This is a genomic window from Shewanella sp. HN-41 (genome assembly GCF_000217915.1).
In the GTDB taxonomy this organism is placed as follows: Bacteria; Pseudomonadota; Gammaproteobacteria; order Enterobacterales; family Shewanellaceae; genus Shewanella.
Map to the genome: position 1 here is coordinate 59,934 of NZ_AFOZ01000018.1, position 20,366 is coordinate 80,299.

14 protein-coding genes and 1 pseudogene are annotated in these 20,366 nt (G+C 46.1%); 6 read left to right on the plus strand and 9 right to left on the minus strand.

The features are described 5' to 3' along the window. The 6 genes and pseudogenes from mtrA to SOHN41_RS07160 all read right to left on the minus strand — a co-directional run bounded on the left by mtrA (nt 1) and on the right by SOHN41_RS07160 (nt 10,864). Complete coding sequence (mtrA, locus tag SOHN41_RS07135; RefSeq protein WP_007647103.1) at nt 1–990, minus strand: decaheme c-type cytochrome MtrA; 990 nt, start codon at nt 988–990, stop codon at nt 1–3. 69 nt (nt 991–1,059) lie between these two features. Beyond that, nucleotides 1,060–3,013, minus strand: a pseudogene (locus tag SOHN41_RS07140) (OmcA/MtrC family decaheme c-type cytochrome). 334 nt (nt 3,014–3,347) lie between these two features. Beyond that, nucleotides 3,348–5,543 (minus strand): OmcA/MtrC family decaheme c-type cytochrome, encoded by a 2,196-nt coding sequence (locus tag SOHN41_RS07145; RefSeq protein WP_007647109.1) that lies wholly within the window; start codon nt 5,541–5,543, stop codon nt 3,348–3,350. Between the two features lie 248 nt (nt 5,544–5,791). After that, entirely contained in the window at nt 5,792–7,711 is a 1,920-nt protein-coding gene (locus SOHN41_RS07150; protein WP_007647111.1) for an OmcA/MtrC family decaheme c-type cytochrome, read from the minus strand. Between the two features lie 35 nt (nt 7,712–7,746). After that, a complete protein-coding gene (locus tag SOHN41_RS07155) occupies nt 7,747–9,885 on the minus strand; it encodes an MtrB/PioB family decaheme-associated outer membrane protein (protein ID WP_007647113.1) in 2,139 nt (712 codons plus the stop codon). A gap of 13 nt (nt 9,886–9,898) precedes the next feature. Further along, complete coding sequence (locus tag SOHN41_RS07160; RefSeq protein WP_037458378.1) at nt 9,899–10,864, minus strand: DmsE family decaheme c-type cytochrome; 966 nt, start codon at nt 10,862–10,864, stop codon at nt 9,899–9,901. Nucleotides 10,865–11,296: 432 nt separating this feature from the next. Here SOHN41_RS07160 and SOHN41_RS07165 point away from each other — a divergent pair, with 432 nt between their 5' ends. The 4 genes from SOHN41_RS07165 (at nt 11,297) to glnS (ending at nt 15,684) form a co-directional block, all read left to right on the plus strand. Next, entirely contained in the window at nt 11,297–11,536 is a 240-nt protein-coding gene (locus tag SOHN41_RS07165; RefSeq protein WP_007647118.1) for a FeoA family protein, read from the plus strand. After that, a complete protein-coding gene (feoB, locus tag SOHN41_RS20360) occupies nt 11,529–13,007 on the plus strand; it encodes a ferrous iron transport protein B (RefSeq protein ID WP_007647119.1) in 1,479 nt (492 codons plus the stop codon). Before SOHN41_RS07165 ends, feoB begins: the two co-directional genes overlap by 8 nt. Beyond that, nucleotides 12,898–13,824, plus strand: coding sequence for a nucleoside recognition domain-containing protein (locus SOHN41_RS20365; protein ID WP_237703911.1), 927 nt, complete (start codon nt 12,898–12,900; stop codon nt 13,822–13,824). The genes feoB and SOHN41_RS20365 overlap by 110 nt, the downstream gene beginning before the upstream one ends. A gap of 189 nt (nt 13,825–14,013) precedes the next feature. Then, entirely contained in the window at nt 14,014–15,684 is a 1,671-nt protein-coding gene (gene glnS / locus SOHN41_RS07175; protein ID WP_007647124.1) for a glutamine--tRNA ligase, read from the plus strand. 147 nt (nt 15,685–15,831) lie between these two features. Here the strand turns inward: glnS and SOHN41_RS07180 are convergent, their stop codons facing one another. Next, nucleotides 15,832–16,428, minus strand: coding sequence for a Yip1 family protein (locus SOHN41_RS07180; protein ID WP_007647125.1), 597 nt, complete (start codon nt 16,426–16,428; stop codon nt 15,832–15,834). 282 nt (nt 16,429–16,710) lie between these two features. Between SOHN41_RS07180 and miaE the strand changes: the two genes are divergently transcribed. Beyond that, nucleotides 16,711–17,475 (plus strand): tRNA isopentenyl-2-thiomethyl-A-37 hydroxylase MiaE, encoded by a 765-nt coding sequence (gene miaE / locus SOHN41_RS07185; protein ID WP_037458381.1) that lies wholly within the window; start codon nt 16,711–16,713, stop codon nt 17,473–17,475. Nucleotides 17,476–17,570: 95 nt separating this feature from the next. Here the strand turns inward: miaE and SOHN41_RS07190 are convergent, their stop codons facing one another. Further along, complete coding sequence (locus tag SOHN41_RS07190; RefSeq protein WP_007647128.1) at nt 17,571–18,293, minus strand: UDP-2,3-diacylglucosamine diphosphatase; 723 nt, start codon at nt 18,291–18,293, stop codon at nt 17,571–17,573. A 9-nt stretch (nt 18,294–18,302) separates the two neighbouring features. After that, nucleotides 18,303–18,797: a peptidylprolyl isomerase gene (locus tag SOHN41_RS07195; protein ID WP_007647130.1), complete on the minus strand. Its 495-nt coding sequence runs from the start codon at nt 18,795–18,797 to the stop codon at nt 18,303–18,305. A 140-nt stretch (nt 18,798–18,937) separates the two neighbouring features. Here SOHN41_RS07195 and cysS point away from each other — a divergent pair, with 140 nt between their 5' ends. Further along, nucleotides 18,938–20,317, plus strand: coding sequence for a cysteine--tRNA ligase (cysS, locus tag SOHN41_RS07200; RefSeq protein ID WP_007647132.1), 1,380 nt, complete (start codon nt 18,938–18,940; stop codon nt 20,315–20,317). Nucleotides 20,318–20,366 lie beyond the last annotated feature (49 nt).

Consider the following 20,366-nt stretch of genomic DNA (forward strand, 5'->3'; position numbering starts at 1 on the left):
TTAGCGCTGTAATAGCTTGCCAGATGGATGGTTAGAACCATGGACCTGACTATGGCAATTTAAGCAGCTTCTTCCACCTGTAAAGGCATTGTCACCGACGTTAGAACCTAAACCAGTGTTACCTAAGTAGGCATTGCTGGCATGGCCATCACTGGCGTGACATTGCTGACACAGCTGCGGTGCGCGGGTTTTCAGCATGGCATCATTCACACTACCGTGAGGATTATGGCAGGTGACACAATTCTCAGTGACGGGTGCATGCTCCCACAATTTTGGGCCGCGTTTTTCGGCGTGGCAGGAGTAACAAGTATCATTAATACTAGGTTTGTTAAGATCGGAATCTGTCATGCTCCCATGGGGATTATGGCAATCGCTACAGGTCATTTGGGCCCATTTTAATGGATGACTTGAGCGTTTGTTCATATCCGCTTTTTGCTTGGTATGGCAGCTGGTACACACTTCCATTTCAGTGTTTTTGGCAAGCACTGGATCTTTGGCTACGTGTACTTGATGGCAAGAGGCACAAGCAACATCTGCGTTGTCATGGTGACCGCCATTCCAAGACATGCGTTTATCGTCTTGGTGACAGCTCATACATACGCTGTTTTGCTTGTCGGCACTTAAGGTTGACTGCTTACCAAAAGTGATCATCGGCTCGTTGCCGCCCTTGTTATGCTGACCCATAGGGCCGTGGCAAGCCTCACATTGTAGGCCTGCCATTGGGCTCTTGGAGGAGTCAATGGTGCCGTGGACACCTTTGAAAAGGTCCATGACTTTTTCGGATTTTTTATGGCACATCAAGCAAGAATCGGCGCCTTTAGGTGAGTAGTTGCCTTCGGCAAACTTCTTATCTAGGGTCGCTTCGACTTGCTCAGGGGTCATTTTTTCATCCCACTTGGAGGCGTGAGCGCTCGGTGCGATGGCAAATGCCATGACCGCTGACATCATTAATGCCGGCAGTAGGTTTTTCATTTTGTGACTGTTCTTCATAGTAGGCTTCCCAATTTGTCCCAACAAAATTCAAGAAAGGGGGAGTTCAACTCCCCCTGCTTGGGCAAATTACATTTTCACTTGAGTGTGATCTGCAACTGTTGGGGTATGGCAGTAGAAACAGGTTTCTGACTGTGCCGCTTGGTTGGCTTGAACATAATCACCGTTCACAATCGCGCCCATGTTTTCTAAGCCGTGGCCGATGGATTCTGGCGCGTGGCATGAAGTACAAGTCGCCGTGATTGGAGTGGTGTATTTACCTGCTGAAGTCGCCAGTGCACCTTTAACCTTGAATGCATCTAGGTTGAAGTCGTTATGGCACTGAGTACATTCTTTGATCACACCTTGCTCACCGTGGACAACGTGCAGTTTCATCTCGAAACCACCTTTGTTTGCACCACTTGCATAGGTGCCGTCAGGTGTATGGCAGGCCACACAGGCATCCACACCCACAATTGGGTTATTGTTTGCGTCTTTGGCATGTGACACTTGTTCTGTCATCACAAAGCCTGAGTGGTGACCTTTGTGAAGCTCGAAAGTACCACTGTGGCAACCTTGACAAGTGCTGAAGTTCACTGAGTTTACATGACGCATGCTAGGTGCATTACCGGATTTAGTGCCAAACACTAACTCGGCTTTCATACTAGTGGTTGCGCTGTCAGTAGTACAAGCCGTCAGTGTGGTACCAGTGTTACACATTTCCAGACCGATAAAGGTAAAGGCGGTATCTGTGTCGCCAGCACCAAAGGGGAGTGCAGGTGTTGTGAATACCAGTTTACCGTCAGCTAAGGTCACACCTTCTTGTAGTGCACCATCTTTGACCAGATCTTTGGCTACTTTAGCGGCACCGCTACCAGGGCTCTTGTTGTAGCCCATGATCGGGAAGTTAGGACCCACGTTAGTGATAGTTTCTAAACGTTTGATCTTATCTTGTAACGCTTGCTGCATCGATGGCATTGCCGTCTTTATCTAAGATAGACACGGTTAATACCGCAGTATTGTCGTCTTGACCTGCCAGCGTTGCTGACATACCTAGCTGAGCGATAACCGCTTTCTTCTCGGCGGTTTTGCCCGTGTGTAACTCGGCTGTCCAATCGCTGTTATGACAGGCAATACAGTTGGAGTTGTCAAGTTGTTGTGAGTGGCCGTTACCCGCAGCAAAATCAACGGCGGTATGGCAGCTACCACAAGTTGCGGCTGTGGGGATTCGAGACCAATTGCTCCAATCTGGCGTAGCATCATGTTGCGTATGACAGCTTTGGCAGCTTTCTAATGAACCTAAGGTTAAGTCTTTGTGTTTAGCGTGAACGAGAACATTGAACTCTTTACCTACGCCCACTTTGCCAGCCGTATGGCAAGTCGCACAGTAGTTCACATCGGAATAAGCACCGCTATGCTTTACATTGGCTAAGTCTTGGTGGCAAGTGTTACAGCTTTCAGTGGCAACAATTTTGCGGCTGTATGTGGGGGCGGCACCCGTATCGGCAGTAAAGTCGACAAAGGCATTACTATTAGGGACTTGAGTACCATCGAGTAACGGTGTGTTATAGGCACGAATTAACACTCGTTGGGCTAATTGTGCATTGTACGTGACCTTAGTGTTTGCGGTCAGGTTCATATTGAAGGTATAGCTGTAGTGACCATTCTTCATGTCCACAAATGTACCTGGACAGGTTGAAGCCACATCACAGGTCTCATCACCAAAGTATTGCCACTGAGAGGCGTTACCTGCACCTGTTGCACCTTGCGGGATCAACTGTGCTGCGGCGAAGCGCATTTTTTGCAGACCTACTACTGGTAAATCGTCTTCGTTAGTGACGGTGAATTCAACACTAGGCACACCGTTAGCCACAACTGATTTGTTAAAGGTAAAATTAAGGGTTTGAATCGCTGGTGCGGGTTCGCCACCAGGTTCGCCAGGATTGCCATCTTTACCATCGCTGCCACCACAACCAGTTAAGGCCATAGTGACGGCACTTGCTGCCAGCAGCAGTGCGATTTTAGATTTTTGTGCGTTCATCATTTTTTTCCCTGCATAGGTTTGGCATTGCTTAAGTTTTTATGTTCTAGATCCGACAGATTCTATGTCTGTGTTTTTTGGTCACTAGAAGCAACTTAAGTGGATGCTGGAAATAGAATTCCCCAAGGAAAGGCTAACCTAACATGCCCTGAAAATCTTCAAGGCCTTTGCTAATGTGTGACTTGGATCTTTCTATTTCTAAAGAGGTAGTTAAACCACAGGTGAAAAACAAATTTAGATCAAAAAAACGACGGATTGTGATGTGAAAATAAAAAGAGAGAGGGGGGACCTCTCTCTTTTAAGCGGTAAAGCCGTTGTCTAAATTAGAGCGCTTTACTTAATTACCGTGGACTTTCATTAACTGCGCAGGAGTATGACAAGTTGCACAGCTTTCAGACGCACGGGTTTGAACATCGACTGTACTGGTACCATCTAAGATACCGCCGTTAGCTTCAATGTGAGACTTAGCCGCATCTGACAGGTATTTTTGGTGACAGCTTAAACATGCTCCAGCATCAGAAGATACCCAAACACCCGCTTTGTCGTAGGTTGTTGAGTTTGGATAAATCCATGTACGCTCGGGAGCGCGGCCAAGTTCAATACCTGTGACGACACCACTCTTTTCGACGTGGCAAGTCGCACAATCACTCTTAAGAACAGTGCCTGATTGAACTCCCGCATATTTCAGATAGTGTCCTTCAGCTTCATGGGCTTTCCAAGCAAAGCTGGTTGCTTGGTCAAACTTACCTGAATTTCGCACTGTCTCTTTAAGTGTTTTGTCTGGAGTATGACAAGTTTGGCAGTTTACCCCATTATCATAATGCAGAACCTGCTGATTATGACAGCCTTGACAATTTGATGTGTCAACAATAGGGCGACGTGTAGCTGGTGTCGCTGAGCTATCTACACCACTATCTTTCCAGACAAAATGGTATGGTGCTTCTTTGACAGGGACCTTACGTACGTCAGCTGTAGCACAATCAGTCATCACAACATCTGCAACACCGTAACCACCATTGTTGAAGCATACTTCTAATGCTGACCAGAGTTCGAACGTTTTACCGTTTGCATCGGCAGGTAAATTAAAACTACTTCCTACAATAGAGTAAACTTTCGTTGCCTCATTGTAGACGCCCGTTTTCAACTGAATACGGCGAGCACTATAAGATGCATCAGCATAGCTTGGGTAATCCTTATCAGAATCCCATGCAACTACGACACGTGAATCTTGGTTTACAAAGGCTTTATCGATAGCATTGCCATCTTTATCAACAACTTGAACATCAAAGGTGATTTTGCCAGTGTCATTCACACCTACATTGCTGAACTTGATGCCCATTGCTTTAGTTTCAGAATAGGCTTTCAGCACATCGCCATGGCGTTTAGCCGCGCTGCCAGTACCACCGTAAGGCTCGGTAGCATTGTGGCAAGACGTACAATCTGTACTGCTGTGGTGAGAAGATGGTTTTTCGGTATGACAACCGATACAGGCAGTGTTGCTTAAATCGGTCTTGAATAGATCCGCGTTGGCAGGTGCATTTGCTCCCTCAACATGGCAAGAACTACAGTCAGCAGCTGGTTTTTGTGGGAAAGTAACTTTTCCATAGTCGATGACTTTGCCGCCGTAACCGACAATCTTGTAAGGTGCAGGTACTTCTGCGCCTGTCTCGTCGAAGGTATGACGCTCGCCACCTTTGTGGATAGCATGGATCATATAGGTGAATTCAATGCTATTGCCTGATTCTGGATCGCCTGAGGTTGCAGTATGGCACGATGCACAGTTTTCAATATCGACACGACGACCACCATGCAGCTCTAAGCTTTCTGGTTGGTGACAGGTGTAACAGGCTTGAATAGAAACCACATTACGGGTTTGAATGCCTTCAGTCTTACCTGTAGAAGGTTGCCAATCGAAATGGGCGTTAGCTGCAAGTTGGGGTAACTCAAGCTCCATTGTGGCGCGTTGGGTCGCGTCGGCACTATAAGTGACGGTTAATGGCTCTGTCACATTGGTAATGTTGGCTTGGTAGGTGTAGCTGTAGCTACCGTCACCGTGGTCAACTAAACATGTATCACATTTAGCCGCGGCTTCAACGTTGGCCTGATATTGAGCTGATGGATTGAGATTATCCACACCTGAAGGCGCTGTCCCAGGCTCTTTTTTCGCATTGATATAGGCTTGCCATTGATAGCCGCGATCCGCTGGTTTGGCTGGATCATCAGTTGCTTCAGTCACATGGGTGAGCTGGGCAATACCGAACCGTAAATCGTGATCTTTCGTTAAGCCTAACACGGCCACACCATTGGCATTTTCCAATGTAAAATCAACGGTGACTTTGCCCGCATCTACTGTGGCATTTGTGAATTTCGCTTTTAATGTTGAAGTTGAGTCGATATTAACACCAACAACGCCTGGTTTTCCGTCTTCACCATCTTTACCATCATCACCACCGCAACCAGCGAGTAGGAGTGAAAGTAAACCGGCACCCAACATCGCTTTTGTTGCGGTATTGAAATTGAACCGTTTCATCATGATATTTCCCTGCAATAGTTGTAATCATCATCAAACACTTTGGTAGATAAGAATAAATCTCATTACCCGTATAGGATGTGTGGAATTAGTTTTCCATCTGTAAGGCTAACTAAGTCACTGGTATTTATCAGTCACTTTAAGTGGGTAATGTGACTGAGATCTGACTATTTCTTTAGGGGTAGAAGACTGCATAGTATGAGTTCCTTTTATATCTGCAGTTGCTGGCCTTTTAGGCCAGCATCATAGGGTTAGTTAATTGGGTGAACTTTTAATACGTCGGCTACAGCGCCTTGTCCGTGACAGAAAGCACAGGTTTCGGTGCCTGCGGTTGCATCTGCTTTAGTACCCGCAAACACTGCACCTTGTTGCATCATATGGCTATGGGTTGCATCGCTGGTGTGACAATTACTGCACACCGCAGCAATCGGGCTGGTAAAGGTGCCGTTGTTCAGCGCAAGCGGTTGAACAGCCGCATTTAAGGGGAGGGCAACCGTAGATATACCCGCCGAATCGTTAATATGGCATTGAGCACAATTACCGATTTTGCCTGGGTAGTTTAGATCTTCAAAACCGGCAAATTGGCTGGTATGAATACCATGGATCAACTGCTTAAAGTCAAAAGAGGTAATAGATGGATTGGCTGCTGTGGCATCGGCCTGCATATTTGGGTTGTGGCAGAGCTGGCATTGGCCCGCTAAATCGTTGCGCGCGCCATGGATATTCAGTTGTTGATCGCCATGGCAGTTAGCACAGTTGGCATTGCTGATGACGTCGCGTCTGCCTGTGGCACTTAAGGCTGACATATCGAAGTAACTATGGCTCGCCTTAATCACTAGGACTTCGGCAAGTTCAGTGCTGCAATCCACTAAAACTTTGTCCTTGGCGCATACCCGGCCTTGAATGGCCAAGCCGCCGTGGTCGGCCTCTGTTCCCGCAGGGACCGTTAGACCCGAAATGGTGTAGGTGTAAGTACCATTACTGCCAGAGATTGGAGTGGACTCGGGGAGTCTGATTGAGCGCGCTGAGCGGGTGCTATAGTCGAAACTGGTTCCCCAGTTGGCATAAACCCTTAAATCGCTGATAAATTTCAATTTGTCAGCACTATCAGCGTAAGCAGTGCCTGTGCTGGGGTTGGTCAGGGTGACGGCGATAGTCACAGTGCCATTGGCATCCATGCTCGCACTGCTGATGCTAGGGCTAAACTGAGCCAAAGCGGCTGTTTGAGTTTCATTACTGTGCACGCTAGCCGTCCAATCGGCATTATGACAGGCGACACAATTGCTATTATCCGCTTGTGTGGGATGGCCTTGACCCGTGGGGAAGTTGATTTGAGTATGGCAGGCGCCGCAGGCTTCCATAGTCGGCACTCTATGCCAATTCTGACGTTCGGCTAAATCTGGGTTATCTGCATGGCAAGTTTGGCAATTGTTGATGGCTTGAGGGAAACCCGTTAAGTGTTTACTGTGGATCATCTGTGGGAAAATATCCGCAGGGTTGCTGACTTTTTTACTGTTATGGCAGGTTACACAGGTTTCAACTTGATTATAGCGTCCACCATGGAAAGCCAAATTGCTGTGGCAACTATTACAGGTTTCAATCGTGATTAAGTTGCGGGTGTAGGCCAAAGTATTGCCCGAAGTTTGCCAATCATAGTGTTGATTAGTGATGGGGAGTGCAGTGCCATCGGCTAATGCATCTCCACCAAGTTTGATGACTAAGCGTTGGGTGGCATCGTTAAGGAAAGCTACGCCATTCATGCCGTTAAATGTGGCACTAAAACGATAGCTGTAATGGCCGTTTTTATGGTCGACAAAAGTGCCGGGGCATGAAGCTGCGCAGGTTTCAGAGGTAAAATGCTGCCACTCGCTGCTATTACCTGCACCTGTGGCGCCTTGGGGAAGTAATTGCGCGGCAATGAAGGTTGCCGAAGGAATGCCGACCACAGCTTCATCGTCTTGGTTGCTCACCTGGTAATCGACTTGGGCAATGCCATCGGAGACGGTGACGTTATCGACCATGATGTTTAGGCTACTGATCGTCATTGCCGGTGGTTTACCGGGCTCGCCGGGATCACCATCATTACCATCGCTGCCACCACAGGCGGTGAGTAGTGTGGTTAAGGCCAGCAACAGGCTCAATTGTGTGCTAAATTTTGCAAACTTGTTCATATTTCTATCCTTGGAATACGCTGTAAATGCCTAAGTTACATTTGGTAGCTTAAGGTCAAGCCTAGGTAATGGGCGTTATAGTCATGGCTCATATCGCCAAAACTGAGCACATTGGGGACTGTGTCCCAAGTGGTGTTTTGGTTTTGCCAGTTTGCATCTTGATATTTCTCGAATAACCAATCGACGCGCAGCGACATGCTCTGGGCAAACTTATATTTGGCGTAGGCATTAACATTATGTTTGCGGGCATAGTAGTCACCGTAGGGGCTGGTGATACCATAGGTGACGTCTGTGTCACTCTGACCATCCGAATAGCTATAATCCAAGCCTATATCGAGATGGTTATCGAATAGATTTTGATAGACTATGCCTGCGCCAATGAGGGTGGATTTCTCTTCGGATGTACTGTACCAATCGGGGGTTGAGAAACGATTGCTTCCCGCCTGATCGGAATCGCGCCAGTCTTGATTGAGGTAGGCATTTAAACTGAGATCATTACTGAGGGCATATTGCGCCGACATGTCGTAACCTATGTAGGATACTTGGGTTAAACCCACTGATGTGTGGTGATAATCATCATCGACACTGTGCAAACTTGCGCCGAGTGAGAGACCAATATCACTTTGGTAATCAGTGTGTAAGGTGACTTTTTGTCTTTTCCTGTCCGCAAGGTAGGATTTTCGTAACCAAGGATTACTGGGACTCTGGGTCGTTGCCACCGGATCGTATTCACTACCATCACGCTCCAGTGCTTCTCCTTTTAACCAGACCGACCAAGTGGGCGAATAACGATAACTTAGTTTAGCAAATACGCCGTACTCATCGACGGATTGCCGATCAAGCTCGGTGTAATCATTTTCATCACGAATGTAACCCGCTTCGGCATAGGCCGATGATGTAAAACGGTATTTACCCTTAAGTTCGAACTTGTTGGTTTGTTTATCATAAAGGCTGTTTTGCGCCGTGCCCTGGTGAAAACTGTCGGTGACAACCTGTGGAAAGTCTAACTTATCCGTTTTATTGTCCCTATCTTGGTAGTTATAGCTTGCCTGCACGCTGAAATTTTGGGTGATCCGGCCCGAATATTTCAGGATCATCTCGAGGATATCCACTTGACCGTCGAGATTATCCACTGGCAAGACAGGGGACGGACCATTAATGGTTGCTGGGATAAATGTTTCATCTTGGGACATTCGGCTAAAACCTGCGTGCATGAGCACATTATGACCATTGGCTCCACCGGCGGCTTCTGCTGCCACTCGATAGGCCTTATTGTCAGGGTCGACCGCATTCTGCCCTATATATGCGGCACCAAAGGTGGGCGTGTAAGCCGATTGCCACTGAAGTGCTTGGTGATCATTTTTATATTGGTTCACCTGGCTATTGATGCCTGCCTGCCAACCCATACCACTAAAATAAACGCTTGCATCGACTTGATCGCTACTGTCATCAATAGATTGCGCGAGCATCACGCTATTGGTGAGTATATTAGCACTGGTTTTTTTTGCCCCGCTTCGGTCTTCATGTTGGTAACTGAGTGAAGCTTTATACTGGCTGTTCGATGACATTTTGCCTGCATAGTAACCACCGAGTGTGAAGCGATCCCGCTGAAGGCTCAAATCTTGATTGACAAGGCTGCTCTGTAGCATCGGCATGGTTTGCGTCGTGCTGCCCGAAACCCAGTTATCGGGTAACAGCATCTTATCTTGTTCTGCAACATAGGGGCTCTTTAACTGATTGTAGTTATAGGTCGCTAAGCCGCGGTAAGCTAAGTTGATTTGATAGTTACCCGGTCTTCCCGTGGTGAGTTTGGCCGAGCTCGCATCATAACCTAAGTTATCGATAACGAGTTGGGTTTGATAACCCGTCGGTGTTTTGTACTGCATATCGGCACCGACGGCGCCAACAAGACCATCCTTATCCGTACCTGTCATATTTCCAAAGCGGCTATCTTCGCCATCATTATAAGCCAGAGTAGCGCTGACACTGCCAATATGTCCTGTTTTAGGCTGACATTGTTTACAGCTCCAAGCCTCTGTTTTGATACTGTTACGATTGGCTTTTTGGACTTCATAGCCTTCCGCATGGGCTTGACTCAACACGCCACTAATTGCCCAAGCTAGCAAAGTGACTGAGAAACAAGCACTAGGAGTCGATGTTTTCGCTATTCGCATGATCATTCCCTTGTTATCTCTGCAGTAACTTGCCAGATGGATGATTTGAACCATGTACCTGTCCATGGCAATTCATACAGGAATTACCCGAGGTAAAGGCATTGGTTTGATTACCGAAGTAAGCATTGCTACTGTGGCCATCGGATGCGTGGCATTGCTGGCATAATTGTGGTGGTTTGCTTATCAGCATGGACTCATTCACGCTACCGTGGGGGTTATGGCAATTAGCACAGTTGTCCGTAACCGGGGCGTGTTCCCACAGTTTTGGACCACGTTTTTCGGCGTGGCAGCTATAGCAGTTTTCATTCACGCTCATTTGTTTCAAGCTTGAATCGTTTAGACTGCCATGGGGATTGTGGCAATCACTGCAAACCATTTGTTGCCATTGCAATGGATGCGATGAACGTTTATGCATGTCGGCTTTTTGCTGAGTATGGCACTGGCTACAGATGGCAACTTCATTGGCTTTATCGCCGATAGGATCCTTGGCCGTGTGAACTTGATGGCAACTGCTACAGGCAATATCGGCGTTATCGTGGTGGTTGCCTTTCCACGCGATGCGTTGGTCGTCGTTATGGCAGCTCATGCAGACACTATTTTGTTTTTGTGCGGGTACGGGAGAATTCGGGCCAAAGGTGATCATTGGCTCTTTGCCACCTTTATTATGGATGCCGAGAGGACCGTGGCAGGCTTCGCACTGTAAATCTGCCATCGGGGAGTCTTTTATATTAGGGTTACCATGCACTCCATCAAATACAGCCATCACCACGGCACTTTTTTTATGACACATCAGACAAGTATCGGCCCCCTTCGCAGAGTACTGACCTTCGGCAAATTTTTTGTCTAATGTTGCTACGACTTCCTCTGGGCTTTTATCATCCCAGGGGGTCGCTGGGGCCGAAAGGCTCGCTATTGATAACATAACAGCAAACATAGCTTTCACTATGCTATTGAACTTTAACCTTATATCCATGTTCATCTTTTCCCGAGTGCGTTTTATTTGTTATTTTTGAAGCTTTCGACATTGCTAATTTAGTTTAATCAAGCTGATTAATATTAGAACAGACACGTGACAACTGCTTAACATTTTGACGGTGTTTTGCTGGTGTTTTGATGGTAAAGAGGGATGATTTAGCTGGTTATAATGAAAAAATGTGATCTTAATCTCATTTGTGTCCACTGGGCGTTCGTTTACTTTTTTTACTTTTGAAGCTGATGAATTTAAAAATGGATTTTTATTTTCGGCAGGCCGTTTATTCATTGGGATTTTTGTCACATAATACTCAACACAATTGAAAACTATTATCGTTACCAGTCAAAAATATTGATCTAGGTAAAATTATTCGGTTTATGGCTCAGTTACAATGAGTACAGTTTTTCAAGCTGAAGCGGTTGCAAGGTGGAATACGTAATGAAGTTAAGCGAACTCAGTCCCGGTGATCGTGGCATTATTTCTGAAATCGGGCGATTAGATCTGCCGCAAACAGTGAAGCGCAAATTATTATCTATGGGGATCACGCCAAATACTCGATTTGCTTTGATCCGACGTGCGCCTATGGGCTCAGGTTTAGAATTGGATATTCGTGGTAGTAAACTTTGTATGCGCAGAGACTTGGCAGACATCATTGAGGTGGAAAAGGCGAATGACTAAGCAGTTTCATTGCGTCACAGTTGGTAACCCTAATGCGGGTAAATCGACACTCTTTAACGCGCTGACTGGCGCGAATCAACAGGTCGGTAACTGGTCAGGTGTGACCGTTGAGAAGAAAACGGGTCATTTCACCTTAAATGGTGCCGATGTGTATTTAACTGACTTGCCTGGCATTTATGATTTGCTGCCCGCGGGTAGTAGTTGTGATTGTTCCCTCGATGAGCAAATTGCCCAACAATATATAGCCGAACAAAGGGTTGATGGCATTATCAATTTAGTCGATGCCACTAACATAGAGCGGCATTTATACCTTACGGCCCAACTGCGAGAACTCGCCATTCCTATGGTGGTCGTGCTCAATAAGATTGATGCGGCCATCAAACGCGGCATCAAAGTCGATGTGCACAAGATGAGCCAAGAACTGGGATGTCCAGTTATCGGAGTTTGCTCACGGGATAGCGCCGATGTCACTAAAGTACAAGCTCAAGTGCTGGATTTGCTCCAAGGCAAAGTTTCTGAAGCACCATTAATGCTCAATTATGATGCACAAATTGAAGCGGGTGTGAGCTTACTTTGCAGTAAAGATCCCCAATTAAGCCGTGGCCGCGCCTTGGCAATGCTCGGAAATGGTTCGGGCTGCGGTAGCTGCAAGAATGCCGAACTGCAGGATGAAGTGAATACTTGCACTGCACAAATATCTTCGCAAGGCCATGATATTGAAGTGATGGTTGCCACCACAAGGTTCAATTTTGTTGAGCGTGTTTTCAAAAGCTCAGTGAAAGCAGATGACTTTCTGACACTGACCGACAAATTAGATAAGCTGGTGTTGCATCCAGTGCTTGGTATTCCGGTATTTTTACTTGTGATGTACCTAATGTTTATGTTCAGCATTAATATCGGCAGTGCCTTTATCGATTTCTTCGACGTGTTTGCTGGCGCGCTTTTTGTCGATCATTTTGGTGCCATGTTAACCAATATTGGGGCGCCGGAGTGGTTAGTGACTCTACTTGCGGGTGGTGTTGGTCAAGGCATTCAAACGGTATCGACCTTTATCCCTGTGATCGCTGCTCTGTTCCTTGGTTTGTCGGTGCTTGAAGGTTCTGGCTATATGGCACGTGCCGCATTTGTGGTCGATGGCTTGATGCGCCGTATCGGTCTGCCTGGTAAAGCCTTTGTGCCTATGATTGTTGGCTTTGGTTGTTCGGTGCCTGCGATTATGGCGACACGAACCTTAGGCAGCGAGCGTGAACGTATTGTCACGGGTATGATGGCGCCATTTTATGTCCTGTGGTGCTCGTTTACCCGTTTATGCACTCTTTGCTGCGGCTTTTTTCCCCGATTCTGGGCAGAATTTAGTCTTCTTGCTTTACGTTATTGGTATCTTTGCCGCTATCGGTACGGGTTTATTACTCAGAAGCACCCTGTTGCCCGGCACCAGCAGTGCTGTGGTGATGGAACTGCCAAGCTATGAGATGCCAAAATTTAAAGCCGTTATGGTCCGTACAGGCAAACGCACTAAGAGCTTTATTCTTGGTGCGGGGAAAACGATTGTGCTGGTGGTAACCTTATTGAACTTTATCAATGCCATAGGTGTTGATGGCACCTTCGGCCATGAAGATAGCCAAGCATCTTTGTTGAGTGTTGCGAGCCAAAAAATCACGCCAATCTTCTCACCTATGGGAATAGAGCAGGATAACTGGCCAGCAACGGTGGGTATTATCACGGGTATTTTTGCCAAAGAAGCGGTTGTTGGTACCTTAAACAGTTTGTACAGCACTGCTGCGCCCGCTGATGAAGAGCTTACGCCATTGAGTGAAAGTTTTAATGCGGCTCTGGCGACGATTCCTGCAAACTTGTTTGGAATTGATCTGGAAGATCCGTTGAAGTTGTCGGTTGGTGATTTGACCAATAAAGAAGCGATAGCAGAAGAGCAAGGTGTGGCGACATCGACCTTCGGTGCCCTGCAAGCTGGTTTCAGTGGCAAAATTGCGGCATTCTCTTACTTGCTGTTTATCTTGTTGTATACCCCTTGTGTCGCGGCGATGGGCGCCTTAGTGCATGAGTTTGGCTCCCGTTGGGCGACATTTGCGGCTACGTGGACTTTCTCACTGGCCTATGGCTCTGCGACTGTGGTCTATCAAGCGGCAACCTTTACGCAGCATCCTGTACAATCGAGTCTGTGGATCGGTTTCTTCCTATTGGCTTTGGCGGGGTTCTACCTTTGGCTTAAACATAAGGGAAAAAGAACTCAGCAGATCATTCCTGGGATCCGCATCATTACTGAATAAGAAATGTCAGCCCAGTGAAGACAAAGATAAAAGCAGCTTTCATGGCTGCTTTTATTGTTTTACTATCACGGTAATAACCCCAGACTGTCTAAAAATCAGAGTTTTTAGCACTAGGCATTGTAACTAGTAGTGATCTGTAGGATCATGCTGGTTTTCTTAAAATTGCCATTGTTCGCAAAGAGGAATTCCATGAGTCATGTGGACACTGAAGTACGTCCGAGTAACTTTATTCGTAATATCATAGATGAGGATCTGCAGAGTGGTAAGCACACGAGTGTGCAGACCCGTTTCCCGCCAGAGCCGAATGGCTACTTACATATAGGCCATGCCAAATCTATCTGCCTAAATTTTGGCATAGCGCGTGACTATAAAGGTCTATGCAATTTACGTTTTGACGATACCAATCCTGAAAAAGAAGACATAGATTATGTTAATTCTATTCAGGCGGATGTGCGTTGGCTTGGATTCCAATGGGATGGTGATGTTCGTTATTCATCCAATTATTTTGACCAGTTACATCAATATGCGCTGGAGCTGATCAATAAAGGTTTGGCCTATGTGTGTTTCTTGAATGCCGATGAAACCCGTGAATACCGTGGCACCCTAAAAGAGCCGGGCAAAAATAGCCCATATCGTGATACTTCCGTGGAAGAAAATCAGCATTTATTTGAAAAAATGCGTTTAGGTGAATTCAAAGAAGGTGAGTGTGCGCTGCGTGCCAAAATCGATATGGCATCACCCTTTATGTGTATGCGTGATCCGGTTATTTACCGCATCCGCTTTGCACATCATCACCAAACCGGTGACAAGTGGTGCATATATCCTATGTACGATTTTACCCACTGTATTTCCGATGCTTTGGAGCATATTACCCATTCATTATGTACGTTAGAGTTCCAAGACAACCGCCGCCTTTATGACTGGGTATTGGATAATTTAGATGATTTTCAAGCACCAAACCGTACCCGTCAGTACGAGTTTTCACGCTTGAATCTCGAATATACCTTAATGTCTAAGCGTAAACTTAACGATCTTGTGACCCGTAAGCTCGTCTCTGGCTGGGATGACCCTCGCATGCCGACCATTGCAGGCCTACGTCGTCGGGGTTATACACCCGCATCAATTCGTGAGTTTTGTCAGCGCATTGGTATCACTAAACAAGAAAATATGATCGAAGCGGCCATGCTCGATGCTTGTATTCGTGAAGAGCTTAACGAACACGCACCGCGCGCAATGGCAGTACTACGTCCATTAAAAGTGGTGATTGAGAATTATCCTGAGGGGCAAATTGAGACCATTCAAGCGGCCGCTCATCCAAATGATGAGAGCATGGGGACGCGTGAATTAGCCTTTGGTCGTGAAATATTGATTGATGTGGCCGATTTTAAAGAAGAAGCCAACAAGCAATACAAACGTTTAGTCACAGGTAAAGAAGTACGTTTGCGTAATGCCTATGTGATCAAGGCCGAGCGCTGTGATAAAGACAGCGAAGGTAATATCACTGTGGTGTACTGTACTTATGATCCTGAAACTCTTGGTAAAAATCCTGCAGATGGCCGTAAAGTCAAAGGTGTGATCCACTGGGTTGAGGCTTCTAGCGCGAAACCTGCAGAATTTCGTTTATATCAGCGCTTATTCACCGATCCTAATCCTGCGGCTGCTGAGACCGTGGATGAGGTATTAAATCCTGAATCTTTAGTCGTTGTAAATGGGATGGTTGAGGCTAGTCTAGTGAATGCACCAGCCGAGAAGGCTTATCAGTTTGAGCGTGAAGGCTATTTCTGTGCCGATAATAAAGACTCAGCGCCGGAACATTTAGTCTTTAATCTCACGGTTGTACTGCGTGACTCTTTTGAATAAGTGTTGAATAAGTGTTGCGCTAATATGTCGATTGAGCGTTAAATTACACTCGATGGCTAACATATATTAAAGAAGGCCCATAGATTTTATCTAGGGCCTTTTTTATGTTTACTGAATAAGACAACCTAGGCCAATAGGCTTTAGCCGTTATTGATACATAGGTCCAAATCCTAAACTCCAAAGGATGACACTCGCAGCCATTAATCCCACGAGGAGTACAAGACCCGCAGTAACCATGGAGCTGGCGTAGATAAAGCCTTTCTCCTCTGGAATATTCATAATGATCGGCACGCCAGCGTAGAGTAAATAGACCGAGTAGGCTAAACCTATCAGCCCAACAATCATAATAAACCAGAGTACGGGATAAAGTGCTGCGATCCCCACCATAAACAAGGGGGTTGCAGTGTAGGAAGCAAGCTCTAATGCTTGAGTGTAAGTTGGCTGTGCATCAAAGGTTTTTGCCATCCAGTAGGCTAAATAGGCGAGGGCGAATACGCCTGCAATCAGGCCTAGATACATGCCCGCTGACATAAACATTGCGCTTTGAGGTGTAAGGTAAATAGGTTCGCCAGCCCCAGGATTCCAGCCTATATATGCCGTGGCAATATAACTGCAAATCGCAGGAATTAAAGCAATAAGTAATACATGACTTAAGCTACTCTTTAGTGCTTCATGGTTTTTTTCAATCGTCTGCCACTCTTGTTTTGGATGAGTGTATAGCCCCATTAAGTGATTTAGTATCATTATAATTATCCTTGTTCAGCATTGATGAATGGCTCGCCAAACGTCAGACGAGCTGATAACAGCTCCGCAATGGTGATTAAAATGTCCCCTATCCTTTTAATCACCATTGATTTCACCCTTTGGATCCTGAGCGCCTTAGTGATCTGGATCTCAGTTCCTTAGAGTGTAGATTATTTATTGAACAAAAAGTTCAGGTCGTCAAGTTTACTGAAAGCTAATGCTACAGCTTATGGCTAAATATGCGTAAAATAGCGTGATTTTTTTAATGAGGTTGAGTGAGTTATGCAGCAATTATTGGCCCCTATTCATGGTTTTCTTCGTTGTGAAACTCCCCAAACTTGGATTGATATCGCACGTGCGGAGTCTTCTTTAGAGGAGTTACTGATAGACCATTGTAATTGCGAGCTAAAGGCCGCTCAGACCGCGATGTTCTTGTTAAGACGTTATGCCTTGAGTCAAGACAGTGGCCGCTCGTTACTAACTTGGGCTAAACCCTATGAGGAGTTTGTTTATCTTAAGGATCGCAATATTGAACAGTTTCTTGCCCGGGATGTAAAAAAGAATGAGTTGATCGCATCTTTGCAGCCTAATGAACACTTTAAATTCGCGCAGGACCTTATTCCACCACTGATCCGATTGATTAAGGAAGAGTTCCATCACTTCGAGCAGGTATTAGAATTGATGCGCGCCAGACACATTCCTTACCGAAATATCCGCGCTGGCCGTTACGCCAAGGGTATGATGAGCCATGTGACTACCCATGAGAAAGATATCCTAAGAGATAAATTAATAGTCGGGGCGTATATCGAAGCACGCTCCTGTGAGCGCTTTGCTAAGCTAGCCCCGTATTTAGATGCGCAATTAGGTAAGTTTTATGTGTCTTTACTGCGCTCAGAGGCGAGGCATTATGAAGACTATTTAAGCTTGGCTCAGTTGGTTTCACCTGAGGATATCAGTGAACGGGTCGCCTATTTTGGTGAGCGGGAAGCTGAACTGATTATGGCTGCGGATGATGAATTTCGGTTCCATAGCGGGCAACCACTATAACCTGGTCCAGTTTTATTGGGTGAAATAGTGTGAAGCAAGCCGCTTCTATAACGATTAACGGCCCCGTAGAACCGTTAATATGCTTAACAGTTCACCTATGATGCTGAATCGAAGGGTAAACGAAGTAAACTCAGCCCTTCAGTGCTCACACTGAGTACACTGCCTTGTTCATACCAATCACCGACCACAATACGCTTATTGCCATTCTCAAGTTGATGAATTGCAGGCCTATGGGTATGACCGTGGATCATATGTTGAGTGTGTGTCTTGGCAAATAGCGCATCGACAGCATTAGGCTCAACATCCATGATGGTGTCGCTTTTTTGCTTATTACTGCTCTTACTTTTGCGACGGATTTTATCGGCAATACCTTGGCGCCTTTTTTTAGACAGACAGCCGTAAAGCCAACGGGCGAGGGCAAAACTACGTAATTTTCTAAAGCGTTGATAGGCTTTATCTAAAGTGCATAGGCTATCGCCGTGCAAAATGACAGTGTCGACACCGTATAACTTTAGACAGGTGATTTCGGGTAATATTTGCATGCCAGCAGCGCGTGCAAAATGTTTACCTAGCATAAAGTCCCGATTGCCGTGGATAAAATACACTGGCAGCTTATGTGACACTTGCCTAAGCTTTTCGGCGAGGTCGAGGGCAAAAGGTGCGGCGATATCATCACCAACCCAGACTTCAAACAAATCACCAAGAATATAGAGTGCCTCGGCATCATCGAGCTCTGTGTCGAGGAAGCGAGTGAACGCTTGGGTGATATCAAGACGATCTGCACTCAGGTGCAGATCGCCTATAAATAGAGTTCGCATTCGCAGGGATTATGCCGCAACGCTGACTTTTTCAATCACAACGGCCTCTAATGGCACATCCTGATGCATGCCGCGATTGCCAGTGCTAACCGCTTTAATTTTTTCGATAACGTCCATACCTTCAACCACTTCACCGAATACGCAGTAACCCCAACCTTGAGAGGTTTCTGATTTGAAATCGAGGAAAGTATTATCGTTTACGTTAATGAAAAACTGCGCTGTAGCCGAATGGGGATCAGAGGTGCGTGCCATGGCGATAGTGCCAGTGCGATTTGATAAGCCGTTGTTGGCTTCATTCTTTACTGGCTCACTGCAGCGTTTTTGGTTCATATCCGCAGTAAAACCACCACCTTGGATCATAAAACCGTCAATTACACGGTGGAAAATCGTACCGTCGAAGAAACCATCGTCAACATATTTCATGAAATTTGCTACGGTTAATGGTGCTTTTTCAGCATTCAGTTGCAGTTTAATGTCGCCCAAATTGGTGTGTAATGTGATCATGTTTTCATACTCTCAGTAAATAGTGGCGCGATTCTAACTTATCTCGGATTGCGCGCAAAGTGCAGTATTCAAAAGCCGTCCGGCCATGATAAACTGACTCCTTGATTTTACTCCTGAATGTATTATTGAAGAGAATGCCGATGTTGAAGATTTACAACAGTATTACCCGCCAAAAACAGGAATTTAAGCCAATCAACCCCGGAAAAATTGGAATGTACGTGTGTGGTGTGACCATATACGATCTCTGTCATATTGGTCACGGGCGTACTTTTGTTTCCTTTGACATGATCGTGCGTTACCTGCGTTATGTGGGCTATGAGGTGAATTTTCAGCGCAATATTACCGATGTCGATGACAAAATTATTAAACGTGCTAACGAAAATAATGAAAGCTGTGAAGCCTTAACCGAGCGTTTGATTGGCGAGATGCATCGGGATTTTGATGCATTAAATATGTTGCGTCCTGACTTTGAGCCGCGGGCAACCCTACATATTGAAGAAATCATCGATATGGTTGAGCGTTTACTTGAACGTGGTCACGCCTATGTTGCCGCCGATGGTGATGTGCTATTCAGTGTGGCATCTTACCCTGATTATGGCCGTTTATCTGGGCAAAATTTAGATCAACTGCAAGCTGGTGCTCGGGTTGAAGTGGACGAAAACAAGCAAAATCCAATGGATTTCGTGCTGTGGAAAATGTCTAAACCCGGCGAGCCAACGTGGGAATCACCTTGGGGGCCGGGTCGTCCTGGCTGGCACATTGAATGCTCTGCCATGAACAGCAAACATTTGGGGCTGCATTTTGATATTCATGGCGGCGGCTCTGACTTACAGTTCCCACACCATGAAAACGAAATCGCTCAGTCTTGCTGTGCCCATGACACGCCATATGTGAACTATTGGATGCACACGGGCATGGTGATGGTTGACCGTGAAAAGATGTCAAAATCCTTAGGCAACTTCTTCACCATTCGCGATGTACTCGGACATTACGATGCCGAAACAGTGCGTTACTTCCTGTTATCGGGCCACTATCGCAGCCAATTGAATTACTCTGAAGAGAATTTAAAACAAGCTCGTGCTGCGCTAGAACGTTTGTATACGGCGATTAAAGATGTTGACTTGACCGTTGCTGCCGACCCAGCGGAGGAATTTGTCGCTAAGTTTAAAGCGGCAATGGACGATGATTTTAACACCCCAGAAGCTTACTCAGTGCTTTTTGATATGGTGCGTGAAATTAATCGCCTAAAAACGACGGATATTGCTAAGGCATCGGCCCTTGCGGTGGCGATGAAGCAATTAGCCGATGTACTAGGGCTGTTAAGCCAAGATCCGAGTGCCTTCTTTAAGGGTGAGGGCAGTGATGATGAAGTGGCAGAAATTGAAGCTTTAATCGTTGAACGTAACCGTGCCCGTACCGAAAAAGATTGGGCCGCCGCCGATGTGGCGCGCAATCGTTTGAATGAACTCGGCGTAGTTTTGGAAGATGGCCCAAGTGGCACTACTTGGCGTAAGAAATAAGCTGATTAACGATATTCTGCAATCAAGATAAGCTTCAGCCATAAAAAAC